A 16,505-nucleotide genomic window follows, 5' to 3' on the forward strand; every position below is an offset into this window, starting at 1 on the left:
AAGCGTTCATGTTACGCGTTGCATGAAACATGAACTCCTCGCCCTCGCCCTCCTCCGCCGCCAATGATCGCATCCGTGCGTGGCGGCAGGCGCGCCGCGAGGCGGGCCTGGTCAAGCTGGAGCTTTGGGTGCCCGAATCCGCCCGCGACGACGTCAAGGCCGCCGTCCGCGCCATCGTCACCGATTCCACCCGCGGCCCCCATCTTGCCGGCCGCGCGCGCCGCCCCACTTCTCATTCCATCACCCCTGGAGACGACCACCACATGGACGCCGTGATCGAGACCCCCTGGACCGTGCCCGCCATCAAGTCGGCGCTGGACGGTTCCGCCCTGTTGCGCGAGGGCGAAATGACCGTGCGCGTGGTCGAGGGCGCCGAGCCCGTTCTGCTGGCGACCATGCACGAATACGGCGACCTGCCGGTCTATCTCAGCGTCGGCGGCGCCCAGATCGTCTGTTCGGTCCTGCTGTGGCCCGTCGCCGAACAGGCCGACCGCCACGCCTTCAACGAGTTCCTGCTGAAGGCCCAGCGCGTGGTGCCCCTGTCCAACTTCGCCATCACCAACGTCGGGGGCGAAGACGTGTATGAGCTGATGGGCGAACTCTCTTGCAAGACGACGCTTCAGACCATCCTCATCGAACTGCGCACCCTGGCCGAGAATGCGATCGACGCCACCGAACTGCGTGAAACCTTCGGCGCCGACGCCGCCTGATCCGGAAGACCGACCATGTCCATGCTCAGAAAACTGTCCGCCCTGTTCCGGGGTTCGGCCCATGACGCGGCCCAGGGCGTCGTCGACGCCAATGCGCTGAAAATCCTCGACCAGGAAATCCGCGACGCCGACAATGCTCAAGGCAAGGCGCGCGACGACCTGGCCGGCCTGGTGGCGCGCCGCCGCATGGCCGAAAACGAGATGGTCAGCTTCCGCGACCAGATCGCCAAATACGAAAGCTCGGCCCGCTCGGCCATGAGCCAGGGCAAGACCGACCTGGCCCGCGAAGTCGCCGGCCGCATCGCCGAGCTGGAGGTCGAGATCAACAGCCGCGGCCCGCTGATCGAGGACATGAAGACGGCCGAGACCCGCCTGCGCACCGCCATCTCGGCGACCGACCAGAAGATCGAGACGCTTCGTCGCGAGATCGACATCGTCAAGGTCAACGATTCCGTCCAGAAGGCCCAGACCTCGGTCGCCCTGAACTCGGCCGGCGCGCAGTCGCGCATCGGCTCGGCGGCGGACAGCCTGCAACGCATCAAGCAGCGTCAGGCCATCCAGGAAGAGAAGCTGAACGCCAATCAGGCGCTGGAGGATCGCCGCACCGGCGCAGACCTGGACGCCAAGCTGCGCGAGGCCGGCATCCTGCCCGGTCATTCGTCGGCCGACGACGTCCTGGCTCGCCTGAGCCAGCCGGAGGTGACGGTGGTCACGCCGCGCATCGGGCAGTCTGCGCCTGACAAAGACCCGGCCTGATCCATGGAGCGTCTGCGCTTCGATCCCCGCACCGACTGGGACGCCAAGGCCGAGGAACTGGGCTTCACCTGGCGCCATACCGACGGCAAACCCTATTGGGACGAGACGGCGGCCTACGCCTTCTCGCTGGCCGAGATCGAGGAGGGGATCGAGGCGCCGACCGAGGAACTGCACGGCCTGTGCCTGGAGCTGGTCGATGAGGCCGTTCAGTCCGAGCGGCTGATGGAGCAGCTCGATATTCCCGAGACCATGCGGGACTATGTGGCCGCCAGCTGGAAACGGGGCGACCAGTCCCTCTACGGCCGGTTCGACTTCGCCTATGATGGCACGGGGCCGGCAAAGCTCTACGAATACAACGCCGACACCCCGACCAGCATCTATGAGACGGCGGTGTTCCAGTGGCTGTGGCTGGAGGACCAGATCGCGGCCGGCGCCCTGCCCGCCGACGCCGACCAGTTCAACAGCCTGCACGAAAAGCTGGTCGATCGATTCCGCGCCATCTTCCCGAACGGCGGCTTCGTCCATTTCGCCTCGGACGCCGAGTTCGTCGAGGACCGCCAGACGGTGCGTTTCCTGGAAGACCTGGCGCGTCAGGCAGGGCTGGACCCTCAATTCGTCGCCATCGACCAGATCGGCCTGAACGCCGACGGCCGGTTCGTGGACCACGAGAACTGGATCATCCAGGCGATGTTCAAGCTCTATCCATGGGAGCAGATGCTGCGCGACGAATACGCCGCCCCCCTGCCCACCGCCGACGTGACGGTGCTGGAACCGGCGTGGAAGAGCATCCTGTCCAACAAGGCCATCCTGCCCCTGTTGTGGGAACGGCATGCGGGCCACCCCAATCTGCTGGAGTCCTATTTCGAGGGCGATCCGGCCGAAGGTTCGCTGGGGTCGTCCTATGTGCGCAAGCCCCTGTTCTCGCGCGAGGGCGACAATGTCGAACTGATCGACCAGGGCCTCAGCGCGGCCGAGGTCGTGGACGGCGGCTATGGCGAGGGGCGCTACATCCGTCAGGCGCTGTGCGATCCGCCGCTGTTCGACGGCAACCACGTCATCGTCGGCTCATGGGTGGTCGGGACGGAGCCGGCGGGGATCAGCCTGCGCGAAGACACGGGCCGGATCACCCGCAACACCTCGCGCTTCGTGCCGCACTTCATCCGGGGCTGAGGTCACGCCTCGAATTACGCCTGACCTCGACTTCCCTTGCACGGGAAGGGCGCCGGCCTTCTGAGCGGTCCATAGCGTTCCGACGTGCGAGCGATTCCGTACATATGTCGGTAAAGTCACGCTTTTCCCCAAGAACCACTCTCCTATACGGCCACGCTGTGTCGGGTTCCGACAGACGAGAGGCGCGGATCGCCTTATGCGCGAACTCATGCGCAGCCTCCCCCCGGGCAACCGGTTGATTCACAGCTTGGAACCCGACGACCGGGACGCCCTTCTGGCGATCGCTACACCCGTCGAATTCGCGCTTGGCGGGGTGTTCCACGAGCCGGACGACGTCATCGAACACCTGCATTTCATCGACAGCGGCTTCTGCTCCTCGGTGGCGGTGCTGGAGGACGGACGCACGGTGGAGACGGTGATGATCGGGCGCGAGGGGGTGCTGGGCGTCGTCGCCTCGGTCGTGCCGCACCACGCCCACACCCGCAGCGTGGCCCAGGTCGCCGGCACGGCGCGGCGGGTGGACGCCGCGCGCTTTCGCGCCCTGTCGGCCCAGCGTCCGGGCGTGCGCGACGCCGTCGGCGACTATATGGCCCGGCTTCAGGGCGAGTTGGAGCAGTCCACCGCCTGCAACGCCCTGCACCACGCGGGCCAGCGGTTCGCCAAATGGCTGCTGCGCTGTCACGACCGGGTCGAGGGCGACACCCTGAACCTGACGCAGGAGTATCTGGCCTCGATGCTGGGATCGCAGCGCACCACGGTGAACGAGGCGGCGCAGGGGCTTCAGAAGGCCGGCGCCATCGCCTATTCGCGCGGCCGGATCACGGTTCTGGATCGCGCGGCGCTCGAACGCGCCGCCTGCGAATGCTACCGCCGGGGCGGCGACCCGCTCTAGTCCGCCTGGGCGGCGGGCAGTTCCAGCACGGCCTTCAGCCCGCCCATGTCGCTGTCCGCCAGGTTCAGCCGCCCGCCATAGGCGCGGGTCAGGTCGTCCACGATCGACAGGCCCAGGCCCGAACCCGGCGCGCTCTCGTCCAGCCGCGCGCCGCGCTGCATGACCGTGTCGCGCTGGTCCGCCGGAAGGCCCGGCCCGTCGTCCTCGACCACCAGGATCATCTGGCCCAGGCCGCTGCCGCCCGCCGAGACGCGCACCCGGCGTTTGGAGAATTTGGCGGCGTTCTCGATCAGATTGCCCAGGATCTCCTGCAGGTCCTGACGCTCGCCCAGGAAGGACAGGTCGTCGGGCGCGCGCCAGTCGATCTCGACGTTCTTGTCGCGGAACACCTGTTCGATCATGACCGCCAGTTCGTCCAGCACCTCGGCGACGGGCGTGGTCTCGCCCAGGCCGTGGGCGGCGCGGGCGGCGGCGCGGGCGCGGCGCAGGTGGTGATCGACCTGGCCCTGCATGACCTTGGTCTGTCGCCGCACCAGTTCGGGCAGTTCGCCTGGGGTCGTCCCGGCCTCGGCCAGCATGACCGAGATCGGGGTCTTCAGCGCGTGGGCCAGGTTGCCGACGTGGGTGCGCTGACGCTCCACCACCTCCTGATTATGATCCAGCAGACGGTTGACCTGTTCGGCCAGGGGCTGGATTTCCAGGGGATAGGACCGCCCGATCCGGGCCGACTTGCCCTTGCGCACGTCTGCGATCTCGTCGCGCAGGTCGAACAGGGGACGCAGGCCGATCCGAACCTGGATGAAGACCGCCGACACCAGGCCCAGCCCCAGGATCAGCATCGCGATCCAGGTGACGCGGGCGAACTGGCGCGTGTCGGCGTCCACATCGGAGCGGTCGATGGCGGCGATGAAGATGACCGGATGTTCGTGCCGGGGAATGGACTTCATGCTGGCGGCCACGCTCAGCGGCTCACGGGTCTCGGCGTCGTCCTTTGGGCCGATGGTGTTGAAGGTGATGACGTCGCCGAATGCCGCGTCCAGCCGTTGCGGCAGATCGGACGGCAACGTCAGGTCATAGCTCCACAGGGACGTCGATCGCGCGATGCTGACCAACCGCCCATCCGGCTGCGCCTCCAGTATCTGCCAGTATTTGCCCGACAGCAGGCGCAGCGTCCGCGCGTCCTGAATCTGGGGAACGACCTCGTCTTCAGGGGTGCGGCTCGCGGCGACCACGATCTCGTCGATGGTCTCGTTCAGCATGACCCCGAGACGCCGCAGCGCCGATTCCTGGAAAGCCTGGGTCAGGACCAGGGCGGCGACGACCAGGGCCACCAGAATCCAGGCCGAGGCCAGCCAGATCAGCCGCCGGGTCAGCGAGCGACCAGGCCGCCCGAACCAGCGGCCCCAATCCTGAAGCCTGGAAGCCGACGCCTCGGTCACGCCGCTTCGGATTCGCCCGCCAGAGGCGTCAGCCGGTATCCCAGGCCGCGCACGGTCTCGATCCGGTCGGACCCGACCTTCTTGCGCACCCGGCCGATGAAGACCTCGATGGTGTTGGAATCCCGGTCGAAATCCTGATCGTACAGGTGCTCGACCAGTTCGGTGCGGCTGATGACCCGGCCCTGATGCATCATCATGTAATGCAGCAGTCGGTATTCCAGCGAGGTCAGGCGCAGGGGTTCGCCGTTGACGCTGGCCCGCGCCGCGCGCGGATCCAGCCGCAAGCCCCCGCAGGCCAGGGTCGCAGAGGCGATGCCGGCCGAGCGACGCAGCAGGGCCCGCAGGCGCGCCAGCAGTTCCTCGGTGTGGAACGGCTTGGTCAGATAGTCGTCGGCCCCAGCGTCGAAGCCCGCCACCTTGTCCGACCAGGCGCCGCGCGCCGTCAGGATCAGGACCGGCGTGGTCTTGCCGTCGCGCCGCCAGCGCTCCAGCACCGACACGCCGTCGATCTTGGGCAGGCCCAAATCCAGCACGACGACGTCATAGGGTTCGTTCTCGCCCAGATAATGGGCTTCCTCGCCGTCAGGGGCGTGATCCACGGCATAGCCCGCGTCGCCCAGCGCCGCCTTAAGCTGACGCGACAGGTCCGCGTCGTCCTCGACCAAAAGCACGCGCATCAGTTGGGCCTGCGACGTTGATTGTCGTTGTTGTCAGGGCGCGCCTGGCCCGTGCGGCCGTCGACCACGACCTCGCGCACGCGGCCGTCGCGTTCGACCAAAACGGAGTAGTTGCCGTCGCGGCGCGGCTGGGTGTCGATCGGACGACCCCGGCCCGCCTGGCCGCCCCGACGACGCGCCTCGTCCGGACTGACGCGCGGCGCAGGTCGTTCCTGAGACTGTTGGCGTTGATCGCGCGACTGGGCGACCGCCTGCGTCGACAAGACGGGCGCGAGGGCCAGGGCCAAGGCCAGGGCCGGGGGGGCGAAGATGAGGCTGGCGGGTTTGCGGGACATGGCGACCGATCTAGGCCCAATCATCTGAACGGGCGCTGAATACTTTGTATAGTTTAAAGCCCGCGTCGCGCCAAACCGGCGAACACCGATCCTGTCGAAGTTGTCACCGACATGAACCGAATCTGATCGGCGCTGTTCAGAACCGGCTCAGCCGCCGGATGGTCAACTCTCCTCATCGCTGGTCACCCCGACCGGCGCAGACCGTTTCAAGGAGATCGCCATGCGCAAGCTTATCGTCCCCGCCATCGTCCTGGCCGCCGTTTCGGTCGCCGCCCCGTCCTTCGCCCAATCTTACCATCGCCCGCCCGCATTCCAGCACGCCGGCTATGGTTCGTGGCAGTCGATCAACGCCCGCCAGGCCAACCTGGACCGCCGCATCGACCAGGGCGTCCGCAACGGTCAGATCAGCCGCCGCGAAGCTGTCCGTTTGCGCGGCGAGTTCAGCAGCATCCTGCGCCTGGAGGCCAACTATCGCCGTGGCGGCCTGACCGCCTGGGAGCGCACCGATCTGGACCGCCGCTTCGACCGCCTGTCGGCCCAGATTCGCAACGAGCGCCGCGACCGCGACAACCGTCGCGGCTAACCTTCCGGTTCAATCCTGACGCTGAAGAGCGCGGTCGAAAGGCCGCGCTCTTTTCGTTTGGCCGACCGCGTCGTTTGGCCTGGGCGTGTCACGCCGCTGTTGAGGAAGCGTGCTTCTCCGTCGTTGTCGATGAGACGCCGACAGCACGCGCGCGTCCAACGGAGATCGATCATGAGCGCTCTTGTCATCGCCCTGCTTCTGGGCGCGTCGTCCTGCGATCCGACCGCCGCCGATGTGGGCGCAGCGGGCGGGGACGCCTGTGCGCGGGTCTGGATGGATCAGTCGTTGCGGATGAACGACATCGCCTCGGTCGGCACCCACAACAGCTACAAACTGGCCGTTCCCGAGGCGGAACTGGCGGCGATGACGGCGGTCAATCCCGGCGCGGCGGGGCTGGATTACGCCCATCGGCCCCTGGTCGAACAGCTGGACGCGGGCGCGCGTCAGCTGGAGATCGACGTGCTGAACGATCCCCAGGGCGGGCGTTATGCGCGTCCGGCCTCGGCCCTGGGTCGAGCAGGCCAGGGCGCGCCGACGAGCGCAGGCTTCCAGGACGCCATGGCGCGGCCGGGGATGAAGGTGCTGCATATGCCCGACGTGGATTTCCGCAGCTCGTGCCTGACCTTCGTGGCCTGTCTGACCCAGATCCGCGACTGGTCGGCCGCCCATCCCGATCACGCGCCGATCCTGATCATGCTGAACGCCAAGACGGGCGTGGCCTCGATGCCGGGCGGCGTGGCGCCGCTGGATTTCGACGCGACGGCCTGGGACGCGCTGGATGCCGAGATCCGCGCGGTGTTCGACGCCGGTCGCCTGATCACGCCGGACCAGGTGCGCGGCGACCACGCCACCCTGCGCGAGGGCGTGCTGGCCGGCGGGTGGCCGACGGTCGGCGAGACGCGCGGCAAGGTCTTCTTTGCTTTGGACGAAGGGTCCGAGAAGGTCGCGGCCTATGCGGCGGGAAGGCCGTCGCTGCAAGGGCGGGCGATGTTCGTCAACACCGACGAGGCCAGCCCCGCCGCCGCCTATCTGACGCTGAACGATCCGGTGGCCCAGCAGGATCGCATCCGCGCGGCGGTGCGCCAGGGCTTCATCGTGCGCACCCGCGCGGACGCCGACACGGTCGAGGCCAGGGCCGCCGATGTGGGCCGCCGCACCGCCGCCTTCGCCAGCGGGGCGCAATATGTCTCGACCGACTACTATTGGGCCGATCCGCGCTTCCCGGCCTATGAGGTGCGGCTGCCGGGGGCCGAGGCCGCGGCCTGCAACCCTGTGCGTGCGGCCCCCCGCTGCGATGGCCTGGCGGTCGAGATGGTCGCGGGCGCGCCGGTTCGCGGCTATCTGGCGCCGGCGGATCGACCGGACCTGACGACGGTGCTGGCCCCGCCCCCCGAGCCGGGTTCGCCCCGCGACATCGCCAACGCCGGAGTGTTCCGCGAGACCCGCGCCCTTCACGGCACGGCGCGTTGGGACACAGCGACCGGCGACGTCACGGGCGACAAATACGACCATTTCGCCCAGGCGCTGGGCGTGCGCCTGACGCCGGAACAGGCGCCGGTGCTGACGGCCCTGCTGGACCGGTCGGGCAACGATCGGTCGGTGGTCGGCGTGGCCAAGGAACACTGGGGAACCAAGCGACCCTACATCGGCACGGACCTGCCGATCTGCGAGGCCAAGAGCGATCACCTGGCGGGCAATCCCGACTATCCGTCGGGCCATTCGGCGCATGGGATGCACATCGCCATGATCCTGGCCGAACTGGCGCCCCAGCGGGCCGACGCCCTGTATGCGCGCGGTCGCGAGTTCGCCGAGAGCCGCTTCGTTTGCGGCTCGCACAGCTACAGCGCCGCCGAGGCCGGCATCCTATCGGGCGCGGTCATCTATGGCGCGGAACAGCGCTCGGAGACCTTCCGTCGCGACATGGAGGCGGCGCGCGCCGAGGTGCAGGCGGCGCTCGCCCAGGCCCGCCCAAAGGCAGGGTCAGTGGCCGTTCCGGGGTCGAACGCGACAGCGCCGTGAACATTGGATGAAATCGGCTGTCACACGCTGAGGGGCGGGGTGACGCCGTCGTTGAGGGCGGTAGATCGGCCGGCGTGACGCCATGGCCGGTCGACGTGTTTCGCGGGTGAAACACGTCAAGCTCTCTGGGGGTAGTCCAAATGAAGAACCGAATTCTCGGCACGACGGCGCTGGTCGTCGCGGCCGTCTCGCCGTTCGCCGCCTTCGCGCAAACGGCCGATCAAGTCTCGACCCAGGCCCCGGCTCAGGCGGATGTGTCCCAGGTCGACGAGATCATCGTCACCGGCAGCTATCGCCGCAGCCTGGAAGAGGCCGTCGACATCAAGCGCAAGACGGTCGGCTTCTCCGACTCGATCGTGGCGACCGACGTGGCCAACTTCCCCGAGCAAAACCTGGCGGAGGCGCTGCAGCGCATCCCCGGCGTGACCATCGAACGCAACAGGGGCCTGGGCCAACGCGTGTCGGTGCGCGGCCTGCCCAGCGAGTTCACCTTCGTCTCCATCAACGGCCTGGCGACCGCCTCGGGCAGCGGCGGCCGAGACGTCGAGTTCGACATCTTCGCCTCGGAAATCATCCAGCAGGTCACGGTCCAGAAATCCCCGCGCGCGGCGGACGAGGAAGGCGGCATCGCCGGTTCGGTCAATATCTCGACCGCGCGTCCGTTCGATTACGAGGGGCGTCGCGTCGTGGCGGCGGTCGAGGGCGCCTACAACTCCATCTCGGAAAAGACCGACCCGAAACTGTCCTTCCTGGCCAGCGACACCTGGGGCGACTTCGGCGCGCTGGTGTCCTTCTCTTCCGCCCGCCGGACCAACCGCACGGACTCGGAATCGGGCATCAACTTCCGTCCCCTGACGCGTTTCCTGGCGACCTCGACCGGCGCGCGCGGCGCCCAGGCCGCCGCCGTCCTGGCGCGCGACGCCGGCGTCATCGTCCAGAACCGCGCCAACGCCGCCGAGACCGACCTGATCATCTTCCAGGACAAGGTCGGCGACCGCGCCTATCTGAACACCCAGGACCAGTGGGGCGGCTCTCTTTCGCTGCAGTACCGGCCGTCGGCTGAGTTCAGCCTGGCGTTTGACGCCTTGATCGGCCGCTACGAGACCACCGAAGACCAGTATGATGCGGCCGCCTATTCGGCCTCCAGCCGCTCGACGCTGGAGACCATTCACGAATATGACGACACGACCCTGGCTGACTACGGCATGGTCGTGCTGCGCGACGTTTCGTACACGGCCACCCAGCACGAGATGCTCAGCAAGGAGCAGATCAACGAGACCGACTATCGCCAGTTCGGGACCGAGCTGAACTGGAGCGGCGACAGCTGGAAGCTGCACGCCCTGGCCGGCTACTCCGGCGCCGAAAAGACGCTGGACTACGCCAACCTGAAACACACCGCCTATGCGCCGTCGCGGACGCGCTGGACGGCGGATGGCGGCGAGACGATCCAGAGCGACAATCCGGCCTCGATCGACATGTACAACTCACCGTCGAGCTATCTGTTCGAAGGCTACGAGACCAACTACGAAGCCATTAAAGACGACAAATACGCTGCCCAGATCGACTTCACCCAATACCTCGACTTGAGCGTCTTCCCGGCGCTGAAGAGCGTTCAGGTCGGCGCGCGTTACACGGACAAGACCAAGGAGCGTCAGTATGGTTCGCTGAACATCCAGGGCTCCGGCGCAGGCCTGGTCGACTACCTGGGACGCCCGATGTCGCAAAGCGAGCTGACGCCGATCGGCGATCTGGTTCCCGGCGGCGATTTCAGCATCCGCGACCTGACCTGGAGCCAGGTGTCGAACGACTACGCCCGTCGCACCTTCCGCTACGACGGCTTCTTCACCCCGTTCAACGTCGGCGACTACTATGAGGTGACGGAAGATGTTCTGGCGCTTTACGCCATGGCCGACCTGGAGTTCGACATCGGTCCGGTGCCGGTCACGGTCAACGGCGGGGCGCGCTATATCGACACCTCCATCACCTCGTCGGGCTATCACCAGATTCAGAACCCGAACGGTTCGACCGGTTACACGCCTGAGCCGATCTCCAGCGACGGCGGCTATGACAAGGTCCTGCCCAGCCTGAACGTCACGGCCGAACTGACCGACAGCCTGGTGTTGCGCGCAGCGGCGTCCGAGACCCTGATCCGCCCGGCCCTGACCGATCTGGCCTACAAGCGCACGGCCAGCTTCAACTCGTTCCGCTTCACCGACGGCAACCCCAACCTGAAGCCGACCTACGCCAAACAGTGGGAAGTCGGGCTGGAGCAATATCTGGGCGACGGCGGCCTGCTGGCGGTCTCGTATTTCTGGAAGGAGATCGAGGGCGTGGTACGTCAGGCCCTGACCGGCACCGTGCCGAACGTGACCAAATACAACGCCAACGGCACGATCGACGGCGTCTATACCTTCGACGTCTATCAGCCGATCAACGAGGCGGGCTCCTATGAGGTCAGCGGGGTCGAGCTGGTCGCCGTGGTGCCGTTCGGACAGTTCTACGCGCCGCTGGAAGGGTTCGGGATCAACGCCAACTACACCGTTCTGGACAGCTCGCTGACCGGCACGTCGAAGCTGGGCATTCCCACCCCGCCGGTCGGCCTGGCCGACAACACCTACAACGTCACCCTCTTCTACGAGAACGCCAAGTTCCAGGCGCGGGCGTCCTACAACTTCAAGGACAAATACGTCGAAGCCATCGGCTACGAAATGTATCCGATCTGGCGCGAGGGTTACGGCCAGGTCGATCTGTCGGCCAGCTACCGGGTGACCGACGCCATCCAGATCAACCTGGAAGGCATCAACGTCACCGACGAGGCGACCAAGGGCTACACGATGGATCCGTCCTTCCCCACGATGTACGAAATGTCGGGACGCCGGATCAATCTGGGCCTGCGGATGGAGTTCTGATCCGTTCGTGGACCTGAACCCCTGCCCTGACTGTCAGGCGAGCGCGTGATCCCCGCGCGTTCGCCTCGCCGTGACGCCTCCTCCTTTTCAGGAGGGGGCGTCTTTGCGCGTGCGCCGGACACCGACGTCGAGGCCGAGGTGAACCGTCTGCGGGCCGATCTGGTCGCCTATCTGCTGCGCAAGACCCGCGGCGCCGGCGACGCCGAGGACGTGGTTCAGGAGGCCTTCGTTCGCTTCCACCGCGCTGGCCACGACCTGAACAGCGCCGACGCCCGCCCCCTGCTGTTCGTCATCGCGCGCAACATCCAGCTGGACCGCTGGAAGGCCGACGGACGCGAGACCGCACGACGCAGCGCCCATGACATCCATGACCTGGACAAGGGCCCGCGCGCGATCGCCAGCGAGACGCCTGACGCCGAGACGGGCCTGATCCGCCGACAGGATTTGGCCGCCGCCGCCGCCGTGATCCGGGCCCTGCCGCCCAAGACCCGCGACGCCTTCCTGCTGCACCGGTTCGAAGCCCTGACCTATCGCCAGATCGCCGGACGGCTGGGCGTATCCGTCAGCATGGTCGAAAAACATATCGCCGAAGCCCTCCGTCAACTGAAGAAATCGCGGGGCGACTGAGGTGTCTCGCCGCTGGATCGTTGTGTTTTTTGAGGCGGGCCGCAAAGGCGACCTGCACCGCGCGTCTAAAAGGAAATCGCCACGCTGATGTTGGAGCGCCTGAACATCCTGATCGCCGCTCGTCCAAGGACGGCCGAGGCGTGGCTGGCCCGCATGGCGCGGCCGGGCGCGGGCGCGCGCGAACAGGCGGGCCTTATGGCATGGCTGGAGGCCGACCCCGACCATCTGCGTCAGTATGAACAGGCCAAGGCCGACCAGGCCGCGCTGGAGCCCCTGCGCAGCGCCTTCGCCGGCGATCTGGCGGCCCTGCGTCGCTCCGAGCGCAAGTCGACGACGCGCCGTCCACTGCTGGCGTCGGGCCTCGCCGTGGCGGCGGTCGCCGCCGCCGTCGTCCTGGTCCCGATGTTGAAGGGCGCCGAACAAGGTCGGCTCTACGAGGCGGCGCCCGGCCGGATCACCGACGTCGCCCTGGACGACGGATCGCGGGTGACGCTGGACGCGGGATCCGCCATCCGCGTGAACCTGGGCGACGATGCGCGCCGTGCGACGCTGGAGCGCGGCGCGGCCTATTTCGAGGTGGCCCATAACACCGCCCGCCCCTTCCAGGTGACGGTCGGGGATCGTCGGGTGATCGTGACCGGCACGCGCTTCGTCACGGCCCTGACCGGCGACGGCGCGCAGATTTCGTTGTTGCAAGGTCGCGTCGCGGTCGGGACGCGCGACGCGACGGCCAAAGGTGCGCTGGACGGCGCCCTGACGCTGTCGCCGGGCGAACGCGCGGACTTCCAGCCGGGCAAGCCGGGCATCCGCAAGACCGCCGCCGACGTCGAGATGGCGACGGCCTGGCGCAAGCGTCGCCTGGTGTTCCAGGACGCGCCCCTGTCGGCCGTGGTCGCCGCCGTCGCCCGCTATTCGGACCATCCCCTGGTCCTGGCCGATCCTGCGCTCGGACGCACCCGTGTGACGGTGATCCTGCCGCTGGAGGGCGAGGATGCGCTGGAGGCCCGGATGGCGGCCCTGCTGCCGATCCGCATCGTGCAGGACGAAGACGGCCGGCGGCTGATCCGCGCGGAGTGAGGCGGCCGTATCGCAGACCTGTCATGGGACTGCGCTAAGGGCTTCACGGAACATCTCCCCGAGGCTCGCTGTTTGAAACCGCCCGCTGCATCGCTGCCCGCCGGCGTGCGACGCAAGCCATGGCGCGTCGTCTGCGGCGTTGCGACCGTCGCCGTGATCTCGGCGCTCGCCCAGCCGGCCCTGGCACACCAGGCTTGGGCCCAGTCTGCATCGCGTGTTCAGACCTTCGACATCGCCGGCCAGGACGCCTCGTCCGCCCTGTTGCGCCTGTGCCTGGAGGCGGGGTGCGAGCTGGCCTTCGTCCAACGTCCCGGCCGGGACGTGCGCACGCGCGCAGTCAACGGACGGATGAGCTGGCGCGCCGCCCTGGCGCGGATGCTGGAGGGGACCGACCTGCGCTATCGCTTCGTCGGATCGCGGGGCGTGCGCATCTGGGCCGTCGCCCCGAGCGTCCGACCTGCTGCCCCTCCCCCGCCGGAAACGACCGAGCTGGACGCCGTCGAGGTCGTCGGCCGCCTGTCGGATCGGATCGACGAGGCCTTGCGGCGCAAGCGCGACGCCGACGTCATCTCCGACGGCCTGTCGTCCGAACGGATGGGCGACCTGCCATCCGCAAATCTGGCCGAGGCTCTGCAGCGCGTGCCGGGCGTGGCCATCGAACGCGAGGTCGGCGAGGGTCAGTTCGTCAGCGTGCGGGGGCTGGGGCCGCTGTTCCAGTCCGTGACCCTGAACGGCGCGCCCGTGGCCTTCAACGAGAACATCCGCAACTCGACCCAGAGCGGGCGGCAGTTCCGGTTTCGCGCCCTGTCCGTCGATCTGCTGGCAGGCGCGCGCCTGACCAAGTCGGCGACGGCGGACCTGACCGAGGGCGGCATCGGTTCTAACATCGACATCGAGACGGCCGGCGGGCTGGACGGCGATCCGTTCCTGACGCTGCGGCTGGGCGGCGAAACCACGACGCGGGATGGACGTATCAGCCCCTATCTGTCGGTCGGCGGACGATGGGTGTCGTCCGGCGGTTCCGCCGGCCTGCTCGCCGGTCTGTCGCAGGAGCAGAGGTCGGTCCGTTACGACCGGTTTCAGGTCATGCGCTATGGAGAGATCGTCGTGGACGGCCGCACCCTGGCGGTTCCCAACGACCTGCGCACCACGGTCGAAAGCGAGGATCGACGCCGCCGCAGCGGCTTCGTCGGCGCGGACTGGCAGGTCTCGCCCGACCTTCGCCTCGACCTCGACGCCCTGGTCTCGACCTTCGACAACGCCATCCGCGAGGACCGGCTGGTCTTCGGCCTGGGCGCGCGGCTGGCGGCGCCGGGGGCCATCCAGCAGGTCCAGGACGGGGTCGTCACGGCGGGCCGGATCGCGGACGGCCGCATCGACAACAACACAGAATTCTCGGACCAGTCGCACCTGAACTTCGCCACCTCGGCAGGCGCGGAGGTGCGGCTGGGCGATTGGCGGCTGACCCCTCGCCTCAGCGTCTCCAGCGCCCGGTCCGTACTGGAGACGCCGCTGCAACGGCTATCGGCCCAGTCTCCCGAGGGCGTCGCCTACGCCTTCGACGTGGGAGAGGCGGCTGGGTCGCGGAGGGCCGCCACGCTGACGACCGATTTCGACCTGCTGGATCCATCGCGCCTGACCCTGGCCCAGCTCGGCATCAGGGCGGTGGACTCGCGTGACGACGATGCAACGGCCTTCATGGACGCCCGTCGCAGCCTGGACCTGACCTGGGCCGGGGTGCGGCTGTCGGGGCTTCGGATCGGAGGCCAGATCAGCGCCCGAACCCGCGACTATCAGAGGCGCGACCGGCGTGCGGCCTTGCGGTCGGCGGACACCGACGCCACCGACATCTACGACATGGCCACGCCCGGCGACGTCTTCTCCGACCTGATCCAGCGCCGTCCCGGCCGATGGACCACGGCGGATTTCGAACGGGTGCGCGCCGCCTTCGTCCTGGCGGGCGAGCGCGATGACGTGGCGTTCCAACCGGGCGACCTGATCCCGACGGGTTCGGACCTGCAAAACTCCTATGGCGTCGAAGAGCGCGTCGCGGCCGCCTATGTCCGGCTGGACTTCGACGGGCAGGCGGCGGGGCGGCCCTATTTCGGCAACGCCGGCCTGCGGATGGTCGGGACCCGCACCCATGTCGAGGGCGCCCGCATGGTCGGCGTCGATGGCGTCGCGCAGGTCCTGCCCCTGACCCATGACGGCGAGGACGCCATCCTGCTGCCCAGCCTGAACCTGGCCTTCGACGTCGCCGACGATGCGGTCGTGCGGCTGGCCGCCTCGCGAACCCTCACCCGGCCGTCCCTGGCCGATCTCCGAGCCTCGACGGTGCCCGCAAGCGTCCTGGTGTCGGACATCTATGAGCGCGGTCAGGCCGCCGTCGACACCCCCAAACCTGGCGTGATCTTCAGCGGCATCGGCGGCAATCCGGCCCTGACGCCCTATGTCTCGACAAATCTGGACCTGTCCTATGAGGTCACGGGCCGACGGACCAGTTTCAGCCTGGCCCTGTTCCACAAGGCGATCCGCGACTTCATCCAGGCGACCGAGGCGATCGAGACCCTGACCTTCGAGACCCAGACCGGCGCGCCGGTGCAGGCCCAGGTCCTGATGTCGCGCCCGCGCAATGTCGGACAGGCCAGGATCGACGGGCTGGAGGCCGGGCTGCACCACCGGCTGGGCGGCGGGCTGGGGGTATGGGCCAGCGCCACCTGGACCCACAGCCGTCTGGCGGGCGGCGAGCGGCTGACCGGCGCGTCCGACCTCGCCTGGTCGATCAGCCCCTATCTCGAGCGCGGGCCGCTGGCGCTGAACCTGTCATGGTCATGGCGATCCGCCTTCCGCTCGGAGGCCGATCTGCAGGGCGGCGGGGTGTCGGCCTTCATCGTCGGCTCCGCCGGATACCTGGACGTCCAGGCCACCTACAGGCTCAACGCCCGCACCCGGCTGTCGATCGCCGCGACCAATCTGTCTGACACCCGCGATCTGGCCTACGAAGGCACACGCGCCCGCCTGCTCCAGATCGGCTCCGCCGGCCGCCAGCTGTCGCTGGGCCTGGAAGTGAACTGGTAGCGGGACAGGCACCGGAACCGCCGGCTAGCGGTTTCTTCAACGCTTCGAATATCTTGGAAAGGAAATGGTGGACGCGACAGGGATTGAACCTGTGACCCCCTCGATGTCAACGAGGTGCTCTTCCGCTGAGCTACGCATCAGCCTAGCGGCTTCTATTTGAGCCGGATCGCGTAGAAGCGTTTGAACTTGCAACGATTCTTTCACAGCGACCGTTGCGACTAAACTTACCGAGC

13 protein-coding genes are annotated in these 16,505 nt (G+C 67.9%); 10 read left to right on the top strand and 3 right to left on the bottom strand.

Annotation, left to right across the window (positions count from 1 at the left end; translation table 11 throughout):
* The first annotated feature begins 29 nt into the window (after nt 1–29).
* From ACP69V_RS00080 to ACP69V_RS00095, 4 genes are all read left to right on the top strand, one after another.
* Nucleotides 30–710: a YjfI family protein gene (locus ACP69V_RS00080; protein ID WP_426022145.1), complete on the top strand. Its 681-nt coding sequence runs from the start codon at nt 30–32 to the stop codon at nt 708–710.
* Between the two features lie 15 nt (nt 711–725).
* Entirely contained in the window at nt 726–1,466 is a 741-nt protein-coding gene (locus ACP69V_RS00085; RefSeq protein WP_426022146.1) for a PspA/IM30 family protein, read from the top strand.
* Nucleotides 1,467–1,469: 3 nt separating this feature from the next.
* The gene (locus ACP69V_RS00090) at nt 1,470–2,636 is read left to right on the top strand and encodes a glutathionylspermidine synthase family protein (protein WP_426022147.1); all 1,167 of its coding nucleotides are present in this window, start codon (nt 1,470–1,472) and stop codon (nt 2,634–2,636) included.
* A 208-nt stretch (nt 2,637–2,844) separates the two neighbouring features.
* Nucleotides 2,845–3,528, top strand: a complete 684-nt coding sequence (locus ACP69V_RS00095; protein WP_426022148.1) for a Crp/Fnr family transcriptional regulator — start codon at nt 2,845–2,847, stop codon at nt 3,526–3,528.
* Here ACP69V_RS00095 and ACP69V_RS00100 read toward each other — a convergent pair.
* The 3 genes from ACP69V_RS00100 to ACP69V_RS00110 are packed head-to-tail and all read right to left on the bottom strand — an operon-like array spanning nt 3,525 to nt 5,979.
* Nucleotides 3,525–4,967: a sensor histidine kinase gene (locus tag ACP69V_RS00100; RefSeq protein ID WP_426022149.1), complete on the bottom strand. Its 1,443-nt coding sequence runs from the start codon at nt 4,965–4,967 to the stop codon at nt 3,525–3,527. The two genes, ACP69V_RS00095 and ACP69V_RS00100, sit on opposite strands and share 4 nt — an antisense overlap.
* Nucleotides 4,964–5,644 carry a response regulator transcription factor gene (locus ACP69V_RS00105; RefSeq protein WP_346494761.1) on the bottom strand — a complete coding sequence of 227 codons (681 nt, stop codon included), beginning with the start codon at nt 5,642–5,644 and terminating at the stop codon, nt 4,964–4,966. The genes ACP69V_RS00100 and ACP69V_RS00105 overlap by 4 nt, the downstream gene beginning before the upstream one ends.
* Entirely contained in the window at nt 5,644–5,979 is a 336-nt protein-coding gene (locus tag ACP69V_RS00110; RefSeq protein WP_426022150.1) for a hypothetical protein, read from the bottom strand. The genes ACP69V_RS00105 and ACP69V_RS00110 overlap by 1 nt, the downstream gene beginning before the upstream one ends.
* Nucleotides 5,980–6,199: 220 nt before the next feature.
* Between ACP69V_RS00110 and ACP69V_RS00115 the strand changes: the two genes are divergently transcribed.
* The 6 genes from ACP69V_RS00115 (at nt 6,200) to ACP69V_RS00140 (ending at nt 16,272) form a co-directional block, all read left to right on the top strand.
* Complete coding sequence (locus ACP69V_RS00115) at nt 6,200–6,562, top strand: hypothetical protein (protein ID WP_426022151.1); 363 nt, start codon at nt 6,200–6,202, stop codon at nt 6,560–6,562.
* A gap of 171 nt (nt 6,563–6,733) precedes the next feature.
* Nucleotides 6,734–8,581, top strand: a complete 1,848-nt coding sequence (locus ACP69V_RS00120; RefSeq protein WP_426022152.1) for a Ca2+-dependent phosphoinositide-specific phospholipase C — start codon at nt 6,734–6,736, stop codon at nt 8,579–8,581.
* Between the two features lie 140 nt (nt 8,582–8,721).
* Nucleotides 8,722–11,490, top strand: a complete 2,769-nt coding sequence (locus ACP69V_RS00125; protein WP_426022153.1) for a TonB-dependent receptor — start codon at nt 8,722–8,724, stop codon at nt 11,488–11,490.
* 45 nt (nt 11,491–11,535) lie between these two features.
* Nucleotides 11,536–12,117, top strand: coding sequence for an RNA polymerase sigma factor (locus ACP69V_RS00130; RefSeq protein WP_426022154.1), 582 nt, complete (start codon nt 11,536–11,538; stop codon nt 12,115–12,117).
* Between the two features lie 87 nt (nt 12,118–12,204).
* Complete coding sequence (locus ACP69V_RS00135) at nt 12,205–13,194, top strand: FecR family protein (protein WP_426022155.1); 990 nt, start codon at nt 12,205–12,207, stop codon at nt 13,192–13,194.
* 72 nt (nt 13,195–13,266) lie between these two features.
* The gene (locus tag ACP69V_RS00140) at nt 13,267–16,272 is read left to right on the top strand and encodes a TonB-dependent receptor (protein WP_426022156.1); all 3,006 of its coding nucleotides are present in this window, start codon (nt 13,267–13,269) and stop codon (nt 16,270–16,272) included.
* Nucleotides 16,273–16,505 lie beyond the last annotated feature (233 nt).

This window comes from Brevundimonas sp. PWP3-1b1, from assembly GCF_049896065.1.
Lineage (GTDB): Bacteria > Pseudomonadota > Alphaproteobacteria > Caulobacterales > Caulobacteraceae > Brevundimonas > Brevundimonas intermedia_B.